The following is a 23,231-nucleotide window of genomic DNA, read 5'->3' as shown; positions in this document are numbered from 1 at the left end:
CCGGGTTTGCCCTGAAAATTGCCCTCTTCATTTTTGCCCACACCCTCCACCAAGCCGGCCTATAGCCCGCAACTTGGGTTTGCTAGGAAAAGCGGCCGGCGGAGCGGCAAGCAGGCTGTCTGCTATGGGCGCCGTAATGGACAGCCGAAGGCAGCCCGCCCTGGCCGGCTGGCCTTCCCTGACGGGCAGAAGCTGTTCTTTTGCAGGGCACCTGGCTTTTCCTGCTTTCAATGCTGCCCATATGAAAACCTCTTTCCTCCGTCCCCTGCTTGAGGCTGCCGTACTGCTAATGGTGCTGCTGGGCGGCCTGCGCTGGGTGCTGGGCCTTTTTTCCCGCAACACGCACGTGTACCAGCCCACGGCAGGCCGGCAGCTGCGGCTGGCTTTCTGGTCGGCGCTGGCCCTGGGCTGCGGGCTGAGCGTGGTGCCGGCCGTGGCGCTGAAAGACGAGCCCGCCAACAAGCTTGAGTGGGTGCTGGCCGCCGGGTTTGGCGCCGTGGTGCTGGCCCTGGGCGGGCCGGCCCTGCTGCTGCACCTGCGCTACTGGCGCCTCAACCAGGCCACGGCCGTGGTATTTCAGCCCCAGGAAAACCGCCTGGAAGTGTACGAGGCGGGGCAGCGCATACCGTTTGCTCAGCGCGACCTGCGGCGGGTGGAGCGCGTAACCTGCAGCGCCCGCCACAGCTTTTGGGCTTCCTACGACTACCTGCGCCTGCACCTGGCCGATGGCCGCGTCATCACCCTCACCTCCCTGCTCACCAACCTGGAGCCGCTCACTCAGTTTCTGCGCTCCACCCCCACCGACCGGCGCAGCGTGGCCTGGTGCTGGGTGTAGGTGCGGCTCCTATTGTTTGAGTTAAAAGTTAAAAGCGAAGAGCTAAAAGACGTTCTGCCTTTTAACTCTTCACTTTTAACTGAATTCATCAGCGCTTCAGCTGGTACACCCTGGGCATATGCGTAAGCTCATAGCGCCCAAACACCCCCGGCAGCCGGCGCTTGAGCTGCGGCATCAGCTCATCCTGGTCGATGAGGTAGCGGGGCAGGTCGCGGCCTACGTTGCGGGCAATGCGCACCACGGCGGCATATTCGTTGAGGTGGCCGAAGTCGGCCTGGGCCAGCTCCCAGTCGAGGTAGGGCGTGGCCAGGCGGTTGTGCAGATAGGGCCGGTTGTCGGAGCCCATCACCAGAATGGGTTGGTTCTGCAGCCAGGCCAGCGTGGGGTCGGGGCGCAAGCCAAAGCGGCTTTCCGCGGGCAGGCGCAGCAGCACTTCCAGGTGGGGCACCAGCGCCCGGTAGCGCAGCGTGACGGTGGCGGCCAGCACCAGCAGCAGCAGCAGCTCGGGTAGCCAGCTCAGCCGCGCTTTCTGCCACAGGAATAAGCTGAAATACGCCAGCGGCGGCAGAATAAGCACCTGGGCGCCGGCCGCGACGCCCTGCCCGGTGGCAGCCGCTACCATTGCCACCACCAGCCATACCAGCATCAGCTGCCGGAACTTGGTTTGAAACACCAGGCCCAGGGTGATGGTGAGGGAGCGCAGCAGGGCCAGCAAGAGCACCGCCGCCGGCAGCGCCAGCAGCCCCAGCTGCAGGGCCCCGGGCAGGGCATCTACCTCCATCTCGGCCAGCTCGGCTTCGAAGTGAAAGCGCACAAAGCCCGGCGACGCATCGGTATAAAAGAAAAACGTGGCCACCAACGCATACGGGAAAGCGACGCCGCACAGAAACAGCAGAAAGCTGCGAAACGCATTGGCCGCGAAAATGATGACTGCGAACAGGCCCACGCCAATAAACAAGCCCAGCGGCAGGTAGCACAACGCCGCCAGCCCCACCAGGAAGCCCGCCCGAAACAGGCGGCGGTTGTCGTAGCCCTCCCGCGAGGTAGGCAGCAGCGCACTCAGGGCGAAGATGATGAAGGTGTGCCCGATAAGCAGCGGCGACAGCGTGTCCAGGTCGGTGCTCACGCTGCCCAGCAGCAGGTAGGTGAGGGCGGCTACGTAGCCCCGCTCGGGGTGCACGTCGTAGCGGTTGAACACCACGTTGAGGCGCAGGGCCTGCACAACCAGCAGAAAAAGCGCCAGCACCCGGTACAGCAGCACCGGCCGGCTCAGCACGGCGTCGAGCATGGCGAAGATGGCCGCTGCCAGCGGAGCCGTGCCGTCGTACAGGTCGCGGTAGGGCATGCTGCCCGCGTGCAGCCGCTCGCCCACCAGCAGGGCCCGCAGCTCGGCCGCCGTGAGGGGCAGGCCCAGCCAGAGCAGGGGCAGGCGCAGGGCCAGCACCAGTATCAGCAAAGCCAGCAGCTGGGCCGGCAGGGAGCTTTTGAAGAAGCGAAGCACAGAGGTTGCTGGTTTCTTGTTTCTTGTTTCAGGTTGTAAAGATTGAACCTAGCCGTTCAAATCGGCCAAACGAACGAGAAACTGCCCTTCGCTGTAAACAACAAGAAACAAGAAACCAGCAACTAGAAACCGGGAACTTACCTTTGCAAGTCATATGGAAAGCAAACGACAGCAAAAAATGGCCAGCCTGCTGCAGCAGGAGCTGGCCGCCGTGCTCCAGCGCGACCTGCCCCACCTCTTCAACGGGGCCCTGGCCCCCGGCATCAGCACCGTGCGCGTGACGCCCGACCTGGGCCAGGCCCGCGTGTACCTGAGCCTGCTGCTGGGCGGCGACGCCGAAGCCCGCCTGCAGGATATCCGCGACAATGCCAAGGCCATTCGCCAGGCCCTGGGCAAGCGCATTCGCCAAACGGTGCGCGTGGTGCCCGAGCTTATCTTCTTCCACGACGACAGCGCCGCCTACGCCGCCCACATGGACCAGGTGCTGGGCTCACTCAACATTCCGCCGGCACCGAAAAACGACGACGAGGACGACGAGGACCAGCCCGCCCGCCCGCGCCTTTTTAACAATGAGTGAATAGCTGAATGGGCGAATGGGTGAATGGGCGATAATCATTCAGCCATTCACCCATTCACTCATTCAGACATTAGCTTTATTCACCGATTCACCCATTCGCCCATTGTACTACGACCCGATTAAGAAAACCCTCGGCGAGGTATTCAACCGCACTCCCTGGCTGCGCCGGCTGTTTTACCACCTGCTCGACTTGCTGCTGCTGCGCACCTGGCACGTGCACCGCGAGCTGCGGCAGTGGGCCCGGGGCCGCGTGCAGGAGCCGCTGCACATCCTCGACGCCGGCTCGGGCTACGGGCAGTACAGCTACTGGCTGAGCGGGCTGAGTTCGAAGTGGCAGATTCTGGCCGTGGATGTGAAGGAAGACCAGGTGGCCGACTCCAACGCTTTCTTCCGGCAGACCGGGCGCAGCAACGTGCAGTTTGCCGTGCAGGACCTGGTGCTTTACCAGGAGCCCAACTCGTTTGACCTAGCCTTGTCGGTGGACGTGATGGAGCACATTCTGGAAGATGTGGAGGTGTTCCGCAACATCCACGCCTCGCTTAAGGATGGCGGCATGCTGCTCATCTCCACGCCCAGCGACCAGGGCGGCTCCGACGTGCACGGCGACGACGAGACCTCCTTTATCGAGGAGCACGTGCGCGACGGCTACAACATCCACGAGATTCAGCAGAAGCTGCGCACTGCCGGCTTCGAGCGCATTGAGGCCCGCTACAGCTACGGCGAGCCCGGCCAGATTTCCTGGCGCCTGAGCATGAAATACCCCATCCTGATGCTGGGCAAGTCGCGCCTGTTCTTCGTGCTGCTGCCGTTCTACTACCTCGTCACCTTCCCCTTCTGCCTGCTGCTGAACTGGCTCGACGCCCGCAGCACCCACGACTCGGGCACGGGCCTGATTGTGAAAGCCTGGAAGTAATTGTCAGAAGCACGGATTTTTCGGACTTCACGGATTTTGTAGATGGTCCTTTTCCGTTCACAACAATTTCTTGTCCCGCTTTTTTACTTGTACCGGTCTTGATGAGGTTCATTCGCCTAGCTTTGAATCCGCTGTTGACGTAGGAGAATCGTCTACAAAATCCGATTAATCCGTTTAATCCGAAAAATCCGTGGTTCAGACAAACTCGTGAACGTTCCTCTGCTCATCGCCAAGCGCTACTTCCGCTCCAAGAACAAGCGCAACATCATCACCATCATCTCCAACATCTCCATGATTGGGGTGGCGGTGGGCACTATGGCGCTGATTATTGTGCTGTCGGTATTCAACGGCCTGGAAGACCTGGTGCGCACGCTCTATAGCAAGTCGGACCCCAACCTGGTGATATCGGCCGTGAAAGGCAAGGCCTTTCCCGTGAACCCTACCTTTCTGCAGCAGCTGGAGCAAACGCCCGGCGTGGCCCTGCTCACGGAGGTGATTGAAGACAATGCCCTGCTGCAGTATCACGACCGGCAGATGGTGGTGAAGATGCGCGGCCTCTCCGACAACTACTTCGGCCAGAGCGGCATCGACTCCAGCATCCGGGAAGGCGACCACCGCCTGCGCCGCGACAGCGTGGAGTACGCCCTGGTAGGAGCCGGCGTGCGGCACGAGCTAAGCATCACCGTCGACAACCGCTTCTCCCCCCTGCGCCTGCTCTACCCGCGCAACACCGGCCGCAAAACGCTGAGCATGAACCCCGACAAGGCCTTCAACGAGCAGACCCTGATGGCCGGCGGCGTGTTTCTCATCGAGCAGCACATGGACGACAGCTACATCTTTGTGCCCCTGAGCTTTGCCCGGCGCCTGCTCGACTACGGCGACCGCCGCACGGCCCTGTACGTGAAAGTGGGCGAAAGCTTCGACGTGGAGCAGGTTAAGCGGCAGCTGCGGGAGCAGCTCGGCCCCGATTTTAAAGTGCTGGACTCCGACGAGCAGCACGTGAGCCTGCTGCGGGCTATCAAGGTGGAAAAGCTGTTCGTGTTTATCACCTTCGCCTTTATCCTGCTCATTGCCTCGCTCAATATCTTCTTTTCGCTGTCCATGCTCGTCATCGACAAGAAGAAAGACATTGCCGTGCTTATTGCCATGGGCGCCAACGAGCGCACCGTCCGACGAACCTTCCTGCTGGTGGGCGCCATCGTGGCGCTGGTGGGCGCCGCCGCCGGCCTGGTGCTGGGCGTCAGCATCTGCTGGATTCAGCAGCGCTTCGGCATCGTGAGCATGGGCATGGCCACCAGCGTGGTCGACTCCTACCCCGTGAAGATGCAGCTCTCCGACATCGTGCTGACCTGCGTCGCCATCATCTTCATCACCCTGGCCGTGAGCATACGCCCCGCCCTGAACGCCAGCAAGCTTGAGGTGCGCGAGAATCTTTGATGGGTTGATTTTTAGTGATGAAGTGAAGAGGTGATGGAGGTGAGGAGGTGAGGAGGTGAGGAGGTGAAAAAGAACGTCATGCTGAGCGCAGCGAAGCATCTTGCCCGCAGCAGTAATCCTTTCGAATGGATTTACTCTCGTGGTAGAGATGCTTCGGCTCCGCTCAGCATGACGTTGTTTTTTATCTTCCTCACCTCCTCACTTCCTTACCTCCTCACTCCATTACCTCCTCACCTCCGCACAAGAATCACCCCCTCCCTAAGCTTACTTTTCCATCTTTCTGGCTTAACTTGCGTATTCCGACCGTATGTCCAGCTATGAAAGTTTCTACTGCAGAGCCTTTTCAGATTGTCTACTCGCTGTTTGAGCACGAGTATCTGGGGCACCTGTTTGCCGCTTACGTGGTGCAGCGCGGCCCCAGCGGCCAGCTCACGCTCCAGCACCAGACCGTGTCGCCGAAAAATGCGCACGAGTTTTCCGAAGGCCTCGATGCCGTAGACTTTGAGCTGATTGAGCTCTGCGACCAGATGCAGCAGGAGGCGGTGGTGAAGGAATTCTGGCCCCGCAAAATCACTACGGCGGAGTTTTTTCTCAAGATTTACCACCCGGAAAAGGGCGACAAGCCCATGCAGGAGGCCATTGCCCGGCACGTGCAGGAGCGCATGGCCGCCCTGCTGCCCAAGCTGGCCGGCAAGTGCGTGTTCATCATGGGCCGCGACGGGGAGCCCACCTGGAAGGAAATCGGCCTGGCGCCGGCCAAGGCCTCCATCCTGTTTCACTTTCGCCGCAACGAGGAAGGCACCCACTACTTCCCCACCATTCAGTACCAGGGCCAGAAGCTGGACTTCCAGTACAAAGACGCCGTGCTGGTGTGCCAGCAGCCGGCCTGGCTGCTGCTCAACAACCTGCTCTACACCTTCCGCACCGAGGTAGACGGCCGCAAGCTGCAGCCCTTTCTGAAGAAGAAGTTTATCGTGGTGCCCCGGCAGGTGGAGGAAAGCTACTTCCAGAAGTTCGTGGCCCCGCTCATGGAGTCGTTCGACGTACACGCCCGCGGCTTCGACATTCGCTCGGAGCGCTACGTGGCCCGGCCGCGCCTCACGTTTACCGACATTCCACCAGCGGCCCCCGCTCCTGAGGCGCCGGTGCGCCCCATTGGCCCGCCGCGCCGGGGCCGCATCCCGCTGCCCAAGCCCGCCGTGCCCGTGGCCGTGAAGCCCGACGAGGAGCTGCTCTACTTCGAGCTGAGCTTCCGCTACGGCCCCCACCTCATGGCCCTGGGCACCGAGAAGCCGGTGAGCGTGCACCTGGAAAAAACCGCCGACAGCTACGTGTTTCACCGCCTGCTGCGCAACCCCCAGCAGGAGCAGGCCACCGTGCGCGAGCTGCACGAGCGCAGCCTGAGCGTGGAAAACGGCCTGGCCTCCCTGCCCAAGGCCGAAGCCCTGCGCTGGCTGCACGAGTACACCCCCGAGCTTACCGAGCTGGGCTACACCGTGGAGGCGGCGGCCAGCTCCGGCAAAAGCTACTTCATTGGCGAAGCCTACGCCCGCGTGGGCATACAGGAAGCCGGCGACTGGTTCGACGTGCGCGGCTCGGTGTACTTCGGCGAGTTTGAGATTCCCTTTATCAAGCTGCGCAGCCACATCCTGCAGCGCCGCCGCGAGTTCAAGCTGCCCAACGGCCAGATTGCGCTGATTCCCGACGAGTGGTTTACCGACTACCTCGAGCTGTTTGCCTTTGCCGAGGAAACCGACGGCGAAATTACCCTGCGCCGCCACCATCTGGCGCTGGTGGCCGACCTGCAAAGCTCCGAGCTGGCCACCGTGACCATGGGCCACAAGCTGGAAAAGCTGCGCGACTTCGCCGCCGTAGAAGACCAGCCCCTGCCCGTGGGCTTCCAGGGCGAGCTGCGCCCCTACCAAAAGGCCGGCTACAACTGGCTGCGCTTCGTGCAGGACTACCACTTCGGCGGCTGCCTGGCCGACGACATGGGCCTGGGCAAGAGCGTGCAGGCCCTGGTGCTCCTGCAGCAGCGCGCCGAGAGTGGCGCCGCCAAAGGCGCGGCCTCCCTGCTGGTGCTGCCCACCTCCCTGGTGTTCAACTGGGTGAGCGAGGCTGGTAAGTTTACCCCCAACCTGCGTATCCTGGTATATACCGGCACCTACCGCGACAAGAACGTGGAGCAGTTTGCCGACTACGACGTGGTGCTGACCAGCTACGGCATCGTGCGCCTCGACACCGAGCTGCTGGCCAGCTACCGCTTCGACTACGTGATTCTGGATGAGTCGCAGGCCATCAAAAACCCCAGCAGCACCACCTCGCAGGCCGTGCGGCAGCTGCGCTCCAAGCACCGCCTCATCCTCACGGGCACCCCGGTAGAAAACAGCACCATGGACCTGTGGTCGCAGATGTCGTTTATCAACCCCGGCCTGCTGGGCACTCAGGCGTTTTTCCGCAAGGAGTTCCTCAAGCCCATTGAGAAGCACCAGGACGAGATGCGCACCAAGCGCCTGCACGCGCTTATCAAGCCCTTCATCCTGCGTAGGCACAAGGCCCAGGTAGCCAAGGAGCTGCCCGAGAAAACCGAGCACCTGAGCTTCTGCCCCATGACCGAGGAGCAGGCCCAGTGCTATGAGGAAACCAAGAGCTTCTACCGCAACAAGATTCTTCAGAACCTCGACGAGAACGGGCCGGCCAGCACCCAGTTTCTGCTGCTGCAGGGCCTGACGCGCCTGCGCCAGATTGCCAACCACCCCCACCTGGTCGACAACAGCTACACGGGCGAGTCGGGCAAGCTCAAGGAAGTGCTGCGCATGATTCGCGGCGTCGTGTCCGAAGGACACAAGGTGCTGGTGTTTAGCCAGTTTGTCCAGCACTTGCTGCTGGTGCGCAACGCCCTCGACGAGCGGCAGTTTGAGTACGCTTACCTGGATGGCAACACCCGCGACCGCCAGGCCCAGGTGGCCCGCTTCCAGGAAGATGAAGACCTGAAAATCTTCCTCATCAGCCTCAAGGCCGGCGGCGTGGGCCTCAACCTCACCGCGGCCGACTACGTCTTCATCCTCGACCCCTGGTGGAACCCCGCCGTGGAAGCCCAGGCCGTAGACCGCGCCCACCGCATCGGCCAGACCCGGCCCGTGTTCACGTACAAGTTCATCACCCAGGGCACGGTGGAAGAGAAAATCCTGGCTTTGCAGCGCCGCAAGCTGGCCCTGGTGAGCGAGCTGATTGCCACCGATGAGGCCGTGATAAAGAACCTGACGCGGGAGGATATTGAGGAGCTGCTGGGGTAAGAATCAGCGCACGACTTCGACCCAGCCTTTAAATGTCTGCCCTGAAGCAGCATGGCGTATCAGGAAGTAGTAAACTCCTTCCGGAACAGTTGGCCCCCAGGTGTTTTGATAATTGCTGTCTTCATACACCTGGGTGCCCCAGCGGGAGTAAACGGCCAGCGACCAAGGCCCAGGGGGGAAGCCCTTTAGCAGGAAGACGTCGTTAACCTTGTCGCCGTTTGGCGTAATGATATTGGGCAGCTGGCTGCCCTTTGGCAGGCCATACGGAGAATCGGTGGGGCCGCTGCCGGGCCCCGTGTTGTGCGCTTCACCTACACGAGCTATTCGGGCAGCGTAACCTGTTTTTATCCAGCCAAATGTTTTAACATTAGCGGTTACGGACAGGGAACCAAACCGGCCTACCGGTCCTTCTATGGAGCCAGTAAGATATAGGCTACCTCTAGCCAGGGCCATCGACTGGCACAAGTCGTAACCGGGGCTATTAATTGAAGTTGCCCAGTGGTAAGAACCGGTTGAGTCGAATTGAGCGATGAAAGCATCCGTATAGCCGGTGTTGGCCAGTGTGGCATTACCAAACCTAGCTGACAAGCCGAAAACATGACCGTACGCGCCGCACACATACCCGCGACCGGTCTCGTCGACTTGAATACAGGCGCTGGCATCCTCGGTGGAGCTGCCGGCAGCAACTGCCCAGCGCCAGACTCCGTTGCGGGTTAACCTGGCCGTCAGCACGTCGCCAGCACCCGCACTGGTCAAGCGGGTGCTCCCAAAGAATGCAGCATTTGCGGGAGATGCGTTCCCGCCAAATACACCGGTGAGGTAGATATTATCGCGCTTGTCGACAGCAATACCAGTACCATTGTCCCAGCCATCGCCGCCACCGGCTACAGCCCACAGCCAGGCGCCTGCAGGGGATATTTTAGCCACAAATAAGTCGGAGGCCGTGCCCTGATATGCCGGCTGGCAAATCAAGGTAGACGGGCCATAAGTGACCTGCGGGCTTTGAATGCTGCCAGTGAGGTAGGCATTGCCCGTGGCATCCACTGCAATAGCCGTGGCATTGTCGTAGAGTCCCCCGCCAGCCGTTGTTACCCATTGCCAGGTTCCTGTTGGGCTAAGCTGGGCTACAAAAATGTCGTAGCCGCCCGCATTGACAGTAGTGAAAGGTCCGAAAGCAGCTACCTCACCGGGTTGCGCACTTCCCAAGCCCATGCCGCCGGTGATATAAATAATACCTGCCTCATTCACCGCAATGGCCCGCGCCTGGGCTTTACCGGCACCACCGGCCCCTACCGCCCACAGCCAGCTACCATCTGAGTCGAGCTTGGCGACGAATAAGTCACTGGTGATTCCAGTGCCGCTGTTGCGAATGTTAATGGTGCCAAAAGTGGCGCTGCTGCCGATGTAGTATCCGGTGATGTACACATTACCTCGAGCGTCAAGGGCAATGCCAGTACCAACATCATCACTTACACCACCCCCGCGCACCGCCCACAGAACGCGCCCAGTGGAATCCAGCTTGGCAACAAACACATCCTGCCCAATGCCTGACTGGTCTCGTACTGTCAGCTCAGTGGTGCCAAAGCGTTGAGTGCCGGCCAATACTCCGGTGATATACAAGTTGCCGGAGGCATCTACAGCCGTTGCACTTCCAGAGGCATACCCCTCATTCAAGCCGCCCCTAGCGTACGCCGTTGCCCACTCAAAAGCAGGAGCCTGAGCCTGTACAGGGGCACTTCGTAGCATGGCAAAAAGCCAGGCCAGGACGTACAGCTTAGTCCGCCAGATTTTTTGTAGCTCCATAACACCGGCTATATTTTTTGAGGGAATCCATGGTAAGGTACGCGTAGCCGGTCAGACAGCCATTTCGGCAACATAAGCCCGGTATGCATGGGCAGGACTAATCTGAGCAGGCTCTGGGTATGCATTAGTGTCCGGTCTACATCCAGCATTACGTTAACCTCGAAGGCACTTGACCGGCCCTTAACGCACGATTAGCCAGCCTGTGTGCTCCGCAAAGGCGTCCTTCCAAACCGGAAGCGGGCTTTTTCTGTACCTTCCAGTCTGTTCCCCGCCACCCTGCTGCCTATGAAAACTTTACTGTACACCTGCTTCTGGCTGCTTGGGATGCTGGCGCTGAGCTGGCCGACCCGGGCCTCTCACCTCATGGGCGGGGAAATATCGTACCGCTACGTCGACGCCCAGGGCCCCGCCTCCGCGCCTTACCGCTACGAGCTAACGGCCCTGCTTTACATCAACCAGGACTTTGGCTCCGCTATTCCCATGGGCCGGCCGGCCATTACCTTTTTCATTTACGACCGGGCCACGAACCTGGTACTGCTGACACCTACGGCGCCCCGCGTGCGGCTGACCGAGGCAACGGGCCCGTTCGGCAACTGCTCGGGCACCGCGGCGCCGCTGGTGGGCCAGGCTACCTACACCTGCCTGGTAGAGCTGCCCTTTTCAGCCCGCGGCTACCGGGCCGAAACCACCGAAACCGCCCGCAACGCGGGCATCACCAACCTGGTGAGCTCCGGCCAGTCCAGCCTGACCTTGTCGACCGACATGGCGCCGCCCACGCTGCCAAACTTTTCCCCTATCTTCTCAGATACGGCCGTGGCCGTGGTGTGCCGGGGCGACACCGCCGTGCTGCTCAACAACGCCTACGATGCCGACGGCGACCGGCTTAGCTATGCCTTTGGCATGCCCTCGGCCACGTACGCCCCGGGCTATACCGTAGCCCTGCCCTTCGGGCGCGGCGGCTACGCCCATATTGACGCTAACACCGGCCTGAGCCGCTACCTGATACCCCAGCAGGGCCGCTACGTGGTGGCGGTGGACGTGAGCGAGTACCGCACCGTGAACGGCACCGAAGTGCTGCTGGGCAGCATGCGGCGCGACATTCAGCTGGTGTCGCGCAACTGCCCCAGCAACCAGCCGCCGGCCTTTACAGCACCTACCCTGGCCGTGCGCAGCTTTACCATCACCGAGGGCGACCCCATTAGCTTCAACGTGGCCGCTACCGACCCCGATGGGCAGCGCCTGACCATGCGCGTGGCCAGCGCCCTGCTTGATGGTGCCGGCCCCTTCGACGCCAGCTTCAACAACAGCCCCGGCACGGTGCCGGCCGGGAGTGCCATTGGCAGCGTCAGCCTCAGCGGCACCGGGTCGGTGAGTGGCACATTCCGCTTCAACTCGCGCTGCGGCGCCACCCGCACCGTGGTGTACGACGTGGTGGTGACCGTAACCGACGATGCCTGCGCGACGAAGTCCGTGGCCGAAATCTTCCGCATCACGGTAAACCGTGCCGCGCCACCCAGCGGCATCCGGGGCGACTCGGTGGTATGCGCCGGCAACCCCGGTGTGTACACGGCCCTGGGCCCGGCCCCGGCCTACCGCTGGACGGTGCGCGGCGGGCAGATTCAGGGTCCGGCCACCGGCCGCAGCGTGCAGGTGCTGTGGGGGCCCGGCCCGCTGGGCAGCATCAGCGCCCGGCCGGCCAGCACCTGCCCGGCCGATTCTGCCACCCGCAGCATCACCATAGTTCCCAGCAGCTTCGTAACCCTGGGCCCGGTGCCGGTCATCTGCCCCGGCGCCTCGGTGGAGCTGACGGCTAGTGGGGCCCAGACCTACAGCTGGACGGGCGGCGGCCGCAGCGGCAGCGGACCGCGCTTTGCGGTGGCCCCGACGCAAACCACCACCTACCTGCTGCATGCCCGCAACGGCAACTGCACCAGCTCGCAGTATGTAACCGTCACGGTAAATCCATTGGTGATTTCGGGCCCCACTGTTTTTTGTCCCGAAGCCCGCAGCGGCCTGAGCTACCGCGTCAGCAGCTTCCCGGGCCTGCAGTACCAGTGGAGCATCAGCGGCGGCACTATCAGTGCCGGGCAGGGTAGCAGCAGCGTGCAGGTCGACCTGCTTCCGGGCAGTACCACGGCCACGCTGCAGGTGGCTACCAGCAACGGCTGCAGCGCCACCCTCACCCTGCAGGCCGACAACGCCCGCCCCCTGCTGGAAGCGGCCTCGGTGCTGCCGGCCGGCAACGACCGCCGCGTTGCCCTGGCTCTGCGGGTGCCGGGAGCCGCGGCCTCCACCGGTCAGCTCTCGGTATACCGGCGGCCGGCGGGCAGCGGCAGCTTTCAGCTGCTGGGTACTACGCGCAACACCGAGCTGGCTTTTACCGACTCCGACGTAGATGCCGACGCCCAGGCCTACGACTACCGCCTGGAGCTGCGCAACGGCTGCGGCACCTTGCTCAGCAGTCAGGAGCACACCACTATTCTGACGCGGGCCGTGGCTGTGCAGCAGCCCGAAGGACGCCGCGAGGGCCGCGCCGAAATCAGCTGGACCGGCTACCAGGGCTTTGCGGTACAGGCCTACCGCGTGTTTCGGCAGGTAGATGGCGGCCCGGCCGAGCTGCTGGCAACCCTGCCCGCTACAGCCCGGCGGCTGGAGATTTCCACCAGCAACCTGGGCTTTGCGCAGTGCTTCCGGGTGCAGGCCCAAAGCGCCGATGCTGACCTTGCGGCCTTCTCCAACGAAGCCTGCGTGCCCGTCGAGAACAAGCTGGCTTTCTACAACATCATTACCCCCAACGGCGACGGCCAGAACGATGCCTTTATCATCGACAACGTGACCCGCTACCCCGGCAACACCCTGAGCATCTTCAACCGCTGGGGCCGACAAGTTTATCAGGCCCGCGACTACGACAACTCGTTTACCGGCGCCACCGCCAGCCCCGGCCTCTACTACTACCTGTTCCGCCTCCCCGATGGCACGAACTACAAGGGGTGGCTTGAGATTGTGAGGTAGCGCCTCTTTCCTACTCAGTTAAAAGTTAAAAGTGAAGAGTTAAAAGGCAGGTTCGCCCTTTTAACTCTTCACTTTTAACTTTTAACTCAAGAAGCTGACAGCTATTCCCGCACCACGCGCAAGCGCTGGCTCACGCCATCGGGACCGGTGATGGTAAGCAGGTACAGGCCGGGCGTAGCCTTTTGCAGGGTGCTGCTGAGCTGCTCCGACAGCGCCGCCCGCGTTGCGGGGGCCGGGGCCAGCACGGTTTTGCCCAGCACCGAGCTCAGCGTGATGCGCAGCTTGGCCTCGTCGGCCAGGGCCGGGCCGCCCAGCAGCTGCAGGCTTTCGCCGTGGCTGGGGTTGGGCAGCAGGTAGTAGGGGCTGGCCGTGGCACCCACGTACACCACCGGGCCCAGCTGGAAGCTGCCGTCGTGGTCGCGCTGCCGCAGGCGGTAGTACGCGGCGGTGGGGGCGTCGAGGTCATCGTAGCGGTACGAGCCGGGCTGGCTGCCGCTGCGGGATGCCACGGTGCCCAGGCGGGAGAAGCTGCGGCCATCGGCCGACTTCTCTACGTCGAAGCCGGCACTGTTCTTTTCCATGGCCGTGGCCCAGGTCAGGCGCACGGCGCCGGGGCTGCTGCGGCGGGCTTCAAAGCTGCTCAGCACCACCGGCAGCGGCGAAGCGTTGCCGAGGGCAAACTTGGAGAAGGTGCTGATGTCGCTGCGCGAGGCCACGTAGGGGCCCGTGCCGCTCAGCGTGGCGCGGCCCACTTCCGTCCAGCTGCTGCCCGCACCGCCCAGGTTGCGGTAGAAGCTGGCCAGGCTGGATACAAAGCCGGGGTTCTGGTCGGCCGCATCAAACTGCACGCTCATGGTCACGTTGGGGCCGGTGCTCAGCGTGGGGGTTACTTCCCAGGTGCGGTTCACAAACTCGTTCTGCCGGCTGTAGGGCGCCCCGCTGTTGCCATTGCTCAGCTGCCCGCTGAAAGTGCGCACCCGGAAGGTGCTGGCCGTGCCCACGTTACTGAGCGTCATCGGGGTGTACGAAGCCGGGGTACCAACCGGGAAGACGATGGGCGTGCCGCCCGTTGGCACGGTACGCACCACGAAGCCACCAGAGGCGGCCACATCGGGCGTCACCACGTAGCGGCTGGCACTCACGCCGCTCAGGCTGGCGCTGCTGCCCAGGGTCAGGTCCTGGTTGCCGAGCACGAGGCGGCCGGCGGTGAAGGCCAGGGTGCCGCTCACGCTCAGCGGGCTGAGCAGGCGGGCGTTGGCGGCGTTGTTGATGGTGAGGCTGCCCAGGGCCAGGGCGGCCGTGCTGCCGGTCGAGATGGTTTGCTCGCTGCTGCCGTTCAGCTCCAGCGTGCCGCCGCCGGCCAGGGTGCCGGCCACGCGCAGGTTGCCGCTCACGCGCAGGGTGGTGCCGGCGGCCAGCGTCAGCGTAGCACCGCTTTCTACGGTCAGGCTGCGGGCCGCCAGGGTGCCGCTGCTCAGGGCGGGGGCGAAGCTGGTGCCGGCGGGTACCAGCACGTCGGTAGTTGCCGTGGGCTCCACGCCGTTTTCCCAGTTGCGGCAGTCGCCGGGGTTTGCGCTGTTGCTGTTGCCCGTCCAGATGGCCACCTCGTTGCGGGGAGCAGTGGCCGTGCGGGTGTTTACCGTGGCCGGGGCGGTGTAGGTGGCCTTCACGAAGCAGCGCTGGCCGGGGTCGGTGGCGTAGGTGTTGCGCACTTTGAGCGCGTACCAGCCAGTAGCCGTGGGCGTGTAGCTGCCCATGGCCGAGGCCGCCCCGCTGGCGCTGCTGAGCAGGTTGCCGCGCAGGTCGTAGAGGCCAATGGTGAGGCTGTGGTTGTTGGGCGAGTTGCCGGGGTACAGCTCGTAGGTGATGCCCTGGCCGGCCTGGGCGTAGATTTTGCCCACCAGGCGGGTGTTGGTGGAGTTGCTGGGCAGCGCCCCACCCTGGCCCAGGCTGTTGCAGTTCAGGTCGCCAAGGTCGTCGGCCATCTCCCACTCCTGGCTGGTGATGGTGGCCCGGAAGGGCTGGTAGCTGTTGCCGTCCTGGCCCAGGGGGGCCCACACCGAGTAGCCCCGGCGGCCCTGCAGGGCCGTGCCATTGCAGGGCGGGGTGTTGATGTTGACGTAGCGGTTGCCGTCGTTGCCCCAGAACACGGTTTTGATGTCCGAGCCGTTGGCGCCGGAGTAGTCCTTGAGCTGGGTGCCCGCCGGGAAGTCGGTTTGCACGGTGCTGTTCTGCCAGGTATCCCAGCTGTCGTTGATGCCGATGACGGCGCGGGCGCTGCGCTCAATCACGAGGTGGTCCTGGGCCTGCCAGCGCACCCGATAAGCGCCGTCTTTGAAGTTCAGGTTCTGGTGGCACCAGATAAGGTTTGCCAGGTCGGAGCGCACGGCCAGGGCGCTGGGGCTGGTGGCGTCGTGGGCCCAGCGGGTGCCGTTGCTGAGGTTGAACAGGTCTTCGAAGAAAATCTGGGGCGAGCCATCCACGGCCAGTGCCACGGCATAGGCAATGGACAGGCGGGGCTCGAAGGGGTCGATGTGGGGCGCCAGCTCGTCGCCGCTGTTCCAGCCCACGTAGTTACCGCTGCTGTTGAGCTGGGGCCGGAAGGTGTCGTGGTTGTTCACAAACGGCACGGTGCGGTGCACGTAGGTGTTGGAGCCGGGGTAGTACTGCACGCGCTGGTTCTGCTGGCGGCCGGGCAGGCTGCCCACGTCGAAGAATCCATTGCCGTACACCATGCTGTACAAGCCCTCGCGCAGCCCGAAGTCGAAGGTGCCCATCAGGAAGTCGCTGCCGCCATTCTGGGCGCTCACGCTGCTGGCGTAGCCGTCCAGCTCGTTTTTCCCACCCACGTACTCGCCCACGTTGAACATGGCATCTCCCCCGCTGGCCCAGCCGGCGTTGTACTTCAGGTTAAAGCTCAGGTCCTGCTGCACAGCGTAGCTGAAGTGCTTCACCGCGTCCCAGCGGAAGCCGTCGACGCCCGTCTGCTTTTTCATCCACACAATCCAGCTGCGGGCCTCGTTGCGTGAGTAGCCGGGGCTCTGGCTGGGGTTGAAGGAGCCGGGGAACTGGCTCATAATGGCCCCGCTCAGCCCGCCGTAGCCGTCGCCGGCCCCGTCGTCGCCGAAGCAGAAGTCGGGCCCGAACATGGGCTCGGCCATGGCGCCGTTGACGGAGTTGTGGCCAAAGTGGGGGTGGAAGTTGGTGTAGTTTTTCGGCCAGCGCCCGTTGCGCTGCAGGTACTCGGTAGCGTTTTCGCCCCCGCCCTGCGGCACGGGCTTGCTGAAGCTGGCGTAGCGGAAGCTCTTGTAGCCGCCGTTGGTCTGGGTAGAGTAGCTGTCGGGGTCGTAGCCGCCGTCGCCGTTGATGGCGCCGGCCCCGTCGGCGTGGTTCAGCACCACGTCCTGAATCACTTCTATGCCGTTGGCGTGCAGCACGGCCACCATGCGCAGAAACTCGTCTTTGGAGCCAAAGCGGGTGCGCGTCTCGCCCTTCTGGTACTTGTCGCCCAGGTCGTAGTGGTCGAAGGGTGAATACCCCACGTCGTTGGTGGCGTTTTTATTTTTGGGTGTGGGCGGAATCCACACCGCGTCGATGCCCAAGCTTTTAAGACGGGGGGCCAGCTCCGTGAGGTAGTCGGCCCACTTAAAGCGGTAGGTATCGTTGTAGTAGTCCCACCAAAAGGCCTGCAGCACCACCTTTTTAGACGTGGTTTGGGCCTTCGCCGGTTGGCCTGCCAGCAGCGCTGCGGCAAATAGTAGCAGTGAAGCGTAGCGTGTTTTCATTAACTATTAGAATAAGCAGCCAGTACGAGCGCCAAAATTACAAACCCGTCCCCTAAATCGTTCCTAACTTCCTCATTACCTGTCTACAAAACTTGTCTATTTGCGGTTCAAAATTGAATTTTATCGGGCACAATCGATTGCAATCAACTTAAAATCACTAAATTTTATTACGTTTTTTTCTTATTTCCCCAGGTCTCCCGCCTCATTCCCCACGCCCCGGCAGCCGGCTGACTATGGCTGGCTGTGCGCCGCTGCCGCGGGGCGGGTAGCCGGCACTACGCGCTCTGCTCCATGGTTGCGTCAGCTATGCGTTTCCCGGAAGCTATCAGGGGGCTGAAGTTGGCTGAAGCAGGCTCCCGGCCCGGGGCCGGCACGACGGATGCCACCGCGGAGCCGTACCTTTCGTATCCCGTTGCCATACATGAAGCTTTTTTTAACGCTGGCATTGCTTGTGTGCGCTGTGGTACTCCATGCTCAGGAGGCCCCGCGCACCTTCGCCGATGACCAATCCCGGTTTGAGTTAAGCTACCCCGCCGGCTGGCAGCCGCGCGCGGAAGAAGAGCAGACCATGGCTTTCTCGCCCGGTGGAGCTGGTTCGGAAGTGGCCGTCACGCTCACCGAATCGATTGTGCCCCTGGGCAAGGGAGGCCGCCCGCTCAGCACGGCGGCCCGCGACTCGGCGTGGGTGCGCCGGATACGCCGCCTGCCCGAAGCCCAGGTCCGGCTGCTGCAGCGCCGCGCGCAGGCGGGCTACGAGGAGCTGCGCTACGAATACTACTACGGGGCAGTGGCCGTGGGCCGCACCCACGTGCTGGGGCGGCTGCTCCGCCGGGGCAAGGCCGAGTTTCGCCTGGAGTACCGCGCCCCCATCAATCAGGACAGCCGCTACCTCGCGGTGGGGCAGCAGCTGCTCGACTCTTTTGCATTCACGAAGCCGGCTGCCCGTAAAGACGGTGCCACGCCGCTTCCTGCTGCCACACCCGCGCCTCGCGCCGAAGCACCGGAAACCTCCGCAGGCTGCGACGACAAGATGTACGGCATCGCAGCCTACCGCTTTCACGACGGCCAGTGGCAGGACGACTGCCGCACCATACACGAGTTTTCGCTCAGCGACCCTACCGCGCCGCCCAAAGTGCACCGGCGCGTGCTGCCCTTTCAGTCTTATGCCCTGGCCAAGGGCTTCGACAACTGCCTGTACTCGGTAGCCAGCGCCCCTACCGACCGGCCCGAGTACGTGTACCGCTACAACCCAGCCACCCGCGAGGGACGCTATACCTCCTGGCGGCTGCCGGCCCAGGGCCTGGAAACCGGCTGGATTTCGGCTTCCACCGATGCGGGCGGCAACCTCTACTTCCTCACTGGCGACGGCAACCGCCTGGCCCGGGTAAACCCCAAGGACGGCAGCGTGTGGCTTATCTGGGCCAGCGACCCCACCCGCGCGGCGCCCTACTACCCGGCCATTGGCTTTACCGGCGCCGGCACCCACGGCAACTTCTGCGTCGACGAAAAAGGAACCGTGTACATGGTATACAGCACCGACGGCGCCCTGCTGCGTGTAGACCTGAAAACCCTGCGCCCCAACCCCGACCTGCTGCCCATCGACAAGCTGCCCCGGCGCGGCGGCTACAGCGATGTGCTGCTGCAGTACGACGCAGCGGGCCAGCGCAGCCTTTACCTGGCCGGCCCCAAAGCGGTGTATAAGTTAGACCCGGTGCGGCGCCAGGCCCAGGTGTTGCGCCGGGGCACCTACACCGACCTGGCGGGCTGCAACCTGTTTCAGCCGCCGCCCAGCCTTCCCCAGCCCGCCGCTGCACAAACCGCCAGCTGGCAGGGCCGCGTGCTCGATGCCTTCACCCGGCAGCCCCTGCCCCAGGCCCAACTGCGCGTGGGGCCCGCCGGCAGCGAGCAGGAGCTGCCGCTTTCGCTGCAGGGGAGCTTTTCGTATGCCGTAGCTCCCGGCAGCAGCTATGCCTACCACGCCCGGCTGCCGGGCTACCTCGACGCCGACAGCACCTTAGCTGCGGGCCCGGGCACTGTAGACCGCGACATCCTGCTGCGCCCGCTCACAATAGGCGCCACGCTGCCCCTGAAAAACGTGCAGTTTGAGCAGGGCGAGTCGGTGCTGCTGCGCTCCTCTTTCCCGGCCCTCGACAAGCTGGTGGCCCTGCTTAAGGACAACCCCAGCCTCACCATTGAGCTGCGCGGCCACACCGACAACGTGGGCCCGCCCGAGAAAAACGTGCTGCTCAGCGAGCAGCGCGTGGCCACCGTGAAGGCCTACCTTGTGCGCCGCGGCATTGCCGCCGACCGCATCACGGGCCTGGGCCTGGGCGGCACGCAGCCCATGGCCAGCAACGAGCAGGAAGAAACCCGCCGCCTCAACCGCCGCGTGGAGTTTCGCGTGACGGGCCTGCAATAGTTTTTCAGTGAACAGTTATCAGTGAACAGTTAGCAGCAAAAAATCCGACTCGCCTGTTAACTGTTAACTGTTAACTGTTAACTATTAACAGTTAACTGACCTTCCATGCACCTCACCCTGCGCACCCCCGTGAGCCAGCCCCCGGCCCGGGTAATGGCCGGCTTCACGCGCGAGCTGTTTCTGGCCCTGGCCCCGCCCTTCCCGCCCCTCACCCTGCTGCGGTTCGACGGCTGCCGGCGCGGCGACGTAATCGAGATTGAGCTGCACGTCGGCCCCAAGCGGCTGCGCTGGACCTCCCTTATTACCGACCACGGCCAGCTGCCTGATGGCACCCACTTTTTCGTCGATGAAGGCCAGGAGCTGCCGCCGCCCCTACGCTTCTGGCGCCACCGCCACTTACTAGAGCCCGGGCCCGCCGGGGGCAGCGTCATTGTAGACGAAATCGAGTACCGCAGCGCCTCCCCGCTGCTCGATGCAGTGCTTTACCCATTGATGTGGGCGCAGTTTGCCTGGCGTAAGCCCATTTACCGGCGCTGGTTTTCAGTGAACAGTGAGCAGTGAACAGTGAGCAGTGAGCGGTTAGCAAAGGATACGTGTCATTGCGAGCGCAGCGAAGCAATCCGTCCTGTTCTCAGCGACTAACCATCTAATGTGAAAAGCCCCAACGCCAGCTCTGGCCTGGAGCTGTTTCACTTATCACCTCTCTGGGGCAACTGAGTGCCAGAGAAAGGATAACCACGGGCTACGCCTTCGCCATTACGTTTTTATGCACTGCTAACTGCTAACTGCTCATTGCTAACTGTTCACTGAAATCACCCGCCGTACCTTTGCCGCCCTATGCTGAACCCTGCCACCATCGTCCTCAAAAACGGAAAAGACCACTCCCTGCGCCGCCGCCACCCCTGGGTGTTCTCGGGAGCCATTGCCCGCGTGAAGGGCGAAGCCCGCGAAGGTGCCGCCGTGCTGGTGGAAGCAGCCGATGGCGAGCGGCTGGGCGTGGGCCACTACTCCGGCGGGGGCTCCATTGCCGTGCGCATGCTCGACTTCGGCCCCGATGCCGTGCTGCCCACTGCTGCGTTCTGGGAAAAGAAGCTGCGCGATGCCTACCAGCTGCGGCAGCGCCTGGGTCTTACCGGCACCGCCGATACCAACGTGTACCGCCTGGTGCACGCCGAGGGCGACGGCCTGCCCGGCCTCATCATCGACGTGTATGACGACGTGGCCGTGGTGCAGGCTCACAGCGTGGGCATGTACCACGCCCGCCCCGAGCTGGCCGCCGCCCTGCAGGCCGTGTACGGCCCGGCCCTGCGCGCCGTGTATGATAAAAGCGCCGAAACCGTGCCCGGCAATGCCGTGGGCGACGCCAAAAATGGCTACCTGCTGGGCGAAAGCAGCGGCCAGGAGCACGTGGTGCTGGAAAACGGCCACCGCTTTGCCGTTGACTGGGAGACGGGCCAGAAAACCGGCTTCTTCATCGACCAGCGCGACAACCGCGCCCTGCTGGCCCGCTACTCGCCGGGGCGCCGGGTGCTCAACACCTTCTGCTACACCGGCGGCTTCTCGGTGTATGCCCTGGAGGCCGGCGCCGAGCTGGTGCACTCCGTCGACTCCAGCAAGAAAGCCATTGCCCTCACCGAGCGCAACGCCGAGCTGAGCGAGCATGCCGAGCGCCACGCCGCTTACCCCGACGACGTGCTGGGCTTCCTTAAAAACCACTCGGCCGCCTACGACGTGCTGGTGCTCGACCCGCCGGCTTTTGCCAAGCACATGGGTGCCCGCCACGCCGCCCTCATGGGCTACAAGCGCCTGAACGCGGCCGGCATTGCCCACCTCGCGCCGGGCGGGCTGCTGTTCACCTTCAGCTGCTCGCAGGTGGTAAGCCCCGAGCTGTTTGAGGGCGCCGTGCTGGCCGCCGCCATCGAGGCCGGCCGTCCGGCCCGCATCCTGCACCGCCTAACCCAGCCCGCCGACCACCCCGTGAGCCTCTTCCACCCCGAAGGAGCTTACCTGAAGGGACTGGTGCTGGCTGTGGAGTAAGGCAGCCCCCGAACATGCGGCCCTATGGCTTGTTGCAAGGCACAATCAGCGCATTTCCGTGAGGCAAGCTAAAGCAAAACGCTCCAATTCCGTTGCTCAAAAGCAGCCCGTGGCCATCGTCGGCGCGGGCATTGCCGGCATTGCCGCCGCCGTGCGGCTGGGCGTAGCCGGGCACGCCGTCACAGTGTTTGAGGCCGGCCCCAGCTTTGGCGGCAAGATGCAGCAGTTTGAGCTGCCCGGCGGCTACCGCTTCGATGCCGGCCCCTCGCTGTTTACCCTGCCGCAGCTGGTCGACGACCTGTTTCGGCTGGCCCAGCGCGACCCGGCCGACTACTTCCGCTACGAGCGGCTCGACCCTATTACCAACTACTTCTTTGCCGATGGCACCCGCCTCACGGCCTGGGCCGACGCTGAAAAGTTTGCGGCTGAAGTCGAACAGAAGCTAAACGTGCCGGCCGCCGACGTGCGCCGCTTCCTGGCCCGCAGCGCCCGCGCCTACGAGGCCACCGCCGGCACTTTCCTGCACAAGTCGCTGCACAAGCTGGGCACCTACCTCAGTGCCGACGTGCTCAAGGCCCTGGCCGCCCTGCCCGGCCTGGGCCTGCTGGGCACCATGCACCAGCGCCACGCCCAGGCCTTCGCCGACCCGCGCCTGGTGCAGCTCTTCGACCGCTACGCCACCTACAACGGCTCCGACCCTTACCAGGCGCCGGCCACGCTCAGCATGATACCGCACCTGGAACACGGCATCGGCGCGTTTTACCCCGAGGGTGGCATCTACAGCATCGCCCGCAGCCTGGTGCAGCTGGCCGAAGAGTTTGGGGTGAAGTTCCGCTATAACGAGCCCGTGCAGGAAATCCTGACGGCCGCCGGACGCGTTACCGGCCTGCGCACGGCCCGGGATGTGTACGACTTCGGCCGGGTGGTGAGCAACATGGACGTGGTGCCCACCTACCGCCGCCTGCTGCCCCGGGAGCCCGCCCCCGAGCGCACCCTGGCCCAGCCCCGCTCCTCCTCGGCCCTGATTTTTTACTGGGGCATCGCCCGGGAGTTTCCCGAGCTGGACCTGCACAACATCTTTTTCTCGGCCGACTACCGCCGTGAGTTTGAGGCCATCTTTCAGGATAAAACCGTGGCCGACGACGTAACCGTGTACGTCAACATCACCGCCAAAAAGACACCAACCGATGCGCCCGCGGGCCAAGAAAACTGGTTTGTGATGGTGAACGTACCCCACGACCAGGGCCAGGACTGGGCGGCCCTCGCGGCCCACACCCGGGCGGTGGTGCTGGCCAAGCTCAGCCGGGCGCTGGGCGTAGAGCTGGCGCCCCTGCTGCGGGCCGAGCGGGTCTGGACGCCCCCGGGCATTGCCGCCGACACGTCGTCGTTTGGCGGGGCGCTGTACGGCAGCTCCTCCAACAACGCCATGGCGGCGTTTCTGCGGCACCCCAACTTCTCGGGGCGGCTGGAAGGACTGTACTTTTGCGGCGGCTCGGTGCACCCGGGCGGTGGCATTCCGCTCTGCCTGCTGTCTGCCAAAATCGTGGCCCAGCTTATTGATAGTTGATTTGCTAGTTAAAAGTTAAAAGTTGAGAGTTAAAAAGCGGGGGTTAACT

At 63.4% G+C, this 23,231-nt stretch carries 13 protein-coding genes; 10 read left to right on the top strand and 3 right to left on the bottom strand.

What is annotated here, in order from left to right; translation table 11 throughout:
• Nucleotides 1-241 precede the first annotated feature (241 nt).
• The gene (locus tag ABD919_RS11515) at nucleotides 242-835 is read left to right on the top strand and encodes a PH domain-containing protein (RefSeq protein WP_345236159.1); all 594 of its coding nucleotides are present in this window, start codon (nucleotides 242-244) and stop codon (nucleotides 833-835) included.
• 88 nt (nucleotides 836-923) lie between these two features.
• Here ABD919_RS11515 and ABD919_RS11510 read toward each other — a convergent pair whose 3' ends face one another.
• Nucleotides 924-2,336: a hypothetical protein gene (locus ABD919_RS11510; RefSeq protein WP_345236158.1), complete on the bottom strand. Its 1,413-nt coding sequence runs from the start codon at nucleotides 2,334-2,336 to the stop codon at nucleotides 924-926.
• 154 nt (nucleotides 2,337-2,490) lie between these two features.
• Here ABD919_RS11510 and ABD919_RS11505 point away from each other — a divergent pair, with 154 nt between their 5' ends.
• The 4 genes from ABD919_RS11505 (at nucleotide 2,491) to ABD919_RS11490 (ending at nucleotide 8,559) form a co-directional block, all read left to right on the top strand.
• Complete coding sequence (locus ABD919_RS11505) at nucleotides 2,491-2,913, top strand: ribosome-binding factor A (protein ID WP_345236157.1); 423 nt, start codon at nucleotides 2,491-2,493, stop codon at nucleotides 2,911-2,913.
• 103 nt (nucleotides 2,914-3,016) lie between these two features.
• Nucleotides 3,017-3,826 (top strand): class I SAM-dependent methyltransferase, encoded by an 810-nt coding sequence (locus ABD919_RS11500; protein WP_345236156.1) that lies wholly within the window; start codon nucleotides 3,017-3,019, stop codon nucleotides 3,824-3,826.
• Between the two features lie 207 nt (nucleotides 3,827-4,033).
• Entirely contained in the window at nucleotides 4,034-5,263 is a 1,230-nt protein-coding gene (locus ABD919_RS11495) for an ABC transporter permease (protein WP_345236155.1), read from the top strand.
• A 317-nt stretch (nucleotides 5,264-5,580) separates the two neighbouring features.
• On the top strand, nucleotides 5,581-8,559 hold the full coding sequence (locus ABD919_RS11490; protein WP_345236154.1) for a DEAD/DEAH box helicase: 2,979 nt from the start codon (nucleotides 5,581-5,583) through the stop codon (nucleotides 8,557-8,559).
• Nucleotides 8,560-8,562: 3 nt separating this feature from the next.
• Here ABD919_RS11490 and ABD919_RS11485 read toward each other — a convergent pair whose 3' ends face one another.
• Nucleotides 8,563-10,362, bottom strand: a complete 1,800-nt coding sequence (locus ABD919_RS11485; RefSeq protein WP_345236153.1) for a T9SS type B sorting domain-containing protein — start codon at nucleotides 10,360-10,362, stop codon at nucleotides 8,563-8,565.
• Between the two features lie 285 nt (nucleotides 10,363-10,647).
• Between ABD919_RS11485 and ABD919_RS11480 the strand changes: the two genes are divergently transcribed.
• Nucleotides 10,648-13,374, top strand: coding sequence for a gliding motility-associated C-terminal domain-containing protein (locus ABD919_RS11480; protein WP_345236152.1), 2,727 nt, complete (start codon nucleotides 10,648-10,650; stop codon nucleotides 13,372-13,374).
• 101 nt (nucleotides 13,375-13,475) lie between these two features.
• Here ABD919_RS11480 and ABD919_RS11475 read toward each other — a convergent pair whose 3' ends face one another.
• A complete protein-coding gene (locus ABD919_RS11475) occupies nucleotides 13,476-17,159 on the bottom strand; it encodes an alpha-amylase family glycosyl hydrolase (RefSeq protein ID WP_345236151.1) in 3,684 nt (1,227 codons plus the stop codon).
• Nucleotides 17,160-17,580: 421 nt separating this feature from the next.
• On the opposite strand from ABD919_RS11475, the gene ABD919_RS11470 reads away from it, so the two are divergent.
• The 4 genes from ABD919_RS11470 to crtD all read left to right on the top strand — a co-directional run bounded on the left by ABD919_RS11470 (nucleotide 17,581) and on the right by crtD (nucleotide 23,182).
• Nucleotides 17,581-19,578 (top strand): OmpA family protein, encoded by a 1,998-nt coding sequence (locus ABD919_RS11470; protein WP_345236150.1) that lies wholly within the window; start codon nucleotides 17,581-17,583, stop codon nucleotides 19,576-19,578.
• 105 nt (nucleotides 19,579-19,683) lie between these two features.
• Nucleotides 19,684-20,139 carry an SRPBCC family protein gene (locus tag ABD919_RS11465; protein WP_345236149.1) on the top strand — a complete coding sequence of 152 codons (456 nt, stop codon included), beginning with the start codon at nucleotides 19,684-19,686 and terminating at the stop codon, nucleotides 20,137-20,139.
• A 276-nt stretch (nucleotides 20,140-20,415) separates the two neighbouring features.
• Complete coding sequence (locus tag ABD919_RS11460) at nucleotides 20,416-21,615, top strand: class I SAM-dependent rRNA methyltransferase (protein WP_345236148.1); 1,200 nt, start codon at nucleotides 20,416-20,418, stop codon at nucleotides 21,613-21,615.
• 58 nt (nucleotides 21,616-21,673) lie between these two features.
• Entirely contained in the window at nucleotides 21,674-23,182 is a 1,509-nt protein-coding gene (gene crtD, locus ABD919_RS11455) for a 1-hydroxycarotenoid 3,4-desaturase CrtD (RefSeq protein ID WP_345236147.1), read from the top strand.
• Nucleotides 23,183-23,231: the final 49 nt, after the last annotated feature.

Origin of the sequence: Hymenobacter saemangeumensis (assembly GCF_039541835.1) — a bacterium.
Taxonomy (GTDB): domain Bacteria; phylum Bacteroidota; class Bacteroidia; order Cytophagales; family Hymenobacteraceae; genus Hymenobacter; species Hymenobacter saemangeumensis.
Note: the sequence above shows the minus strand (reverse complement) of the source record. Positions and strands in the feature narration are given on the sequence as shown.

Bases quoted from the DNA above. Each gene is read 5' to 3' on its own strand.
- ABD919_RS11515 (WP_345236159.1), top strand. From the start codon at position 242: ATGAAAACCTCTTTCCTCCGTCCCCTGCTTGAGGCTGCCGTACTGCTA.
- ABD919_RS11505 (WP_345236157.1), top strand. From the start codon at position 2,491: ATGGAAAGCAAACGACAGCAAAAAATGGCCAGCCTGCTGCAGCAGGAG.
- ABD919_RS11490 (WP_345236154.1), top strand. From the start codon at position 5,581: ATGAAAGTTTCTACTGCAGAGCCTTTTCAGATTGTCTACTCGCTGTTT.
- ABD919_RS11485 (WP_345236153.1), bottom strand. From the start codon at position 10,362: ATGGAGCTACAAAAAATCTGGCGGACTAAGCTGTACGTCCTGGCCTGG.
- ABD919_RS11480 (WP_345236152.1), top strand. From the start codon at position 10,648: ATGAAAACTTTACTGTACACCTGCTTCTGGCTGCTTGGGATGCTGGCG.
- ABD919_RS11475 (WP_345236151.1), bottom strand. From the start codon at position 17,159: ATGAAAACACGCTACGCTTCACTGCTACTATTTGCCGCAGCGCTGCTG.
- ABD919_RS11470 (WP_345236150.1), top strand. From the start codon at position 17,581: ATGAAGCTTTTTTTAACGCTGGCATTGCTTGTGTGCGCTGTGGTACTC.
- ABD919_RS11465 (WP_345236149.1), top strand. From the start codon at position 19,684: ATGCACCTCACCCTGCGCACCCCCGTGAGCCAGCCCCCGGCCCGGGTA.
- ABD919_RS11460 (WP_345236148.1), top strand. From the start codon at position 20,416: ATGCTGAACCCTGCCACCATCGTCCTCAAAAACGGAAAAGACCACTCC.